We start from the raw sequence: 568 nt of genomic DNA, 5'->3' as shown, positions 1-568 counted from the left end.
ATCTCAGCGCAAAACCCCTTGTTTTAGGGGCTCGCCCGTTGCAGATTCACATCCGGATTGCTACGCTAGCGCCAGCCTGAGGATTTGGACCTTTGCGTATTGTCGGTGACTGTGCAAAGGCAAGGGTCTCGGGCCAACCTTTGACCAATGACGAGGAATCTATGGCAACGAAAGCTGCAGCAAAGCCGGCTCCGAAAAAAGTGGTGGCTCCGGTCGAGAAAAAAGCGAAGGCGCCGACGGTAAAGAAGACGGCGACTCCTGCCACGAAGAAGGCGGTCGACGCCACGCCGCTGAAGCCCATCAAGGACTCGTTTACGAAGGCTTCGCTTGCTACCCATCTTGCCGAGCACGCAGGTGTCGAGCCGAAAGCGGCGAAGGCTTTGATGGCAGCGCTGGAAGAAACGGTGCTCGCGTCGGTCCACAAGAAGGGCGCGAAGGTGTTCACGCTGCCGGGTCTGCTGAAGGTTGTCGCCCAGGACGTGCCGGCAAAGAAGAAGCGCTTCGGCAAGGACCCGTTCACGGGTGAAGACAAGTGGTTTGCCGCCAAGCCCGCTTCGGTGCGTCTGAA

Annotated in this window: 1 protein-coding gene; it reads left to right on the top strand. The window is 58.8% G+C overall.

The features are described from left to right. Positions 1-161: 161 nt before the first annotated feature. Positions 162-568: HU family DNA-binding protein (locus tag P0D89_RS53885; RefSeq protein ID WP_408371498.1), on the top strand; the 407-nt coding region annotated here is incomplete at its 3' end.

Origin of the sequence: Paraburkholderia sp. RL18-085-BIA-A, assembly GCF_046027075.1 — a bacterium.
Taxonomy (GTDB): Bacteria; Pseudomonadota; Gammaproteobacteria; order Burkholderiales; family Burkholderiaceae; genus Paraburkholderia.
The sequence above is the reverse complement of the archived record's forward strand: the minus strand, read 5'-3'. Positions and strand labels throughout refer to the sequence as shown.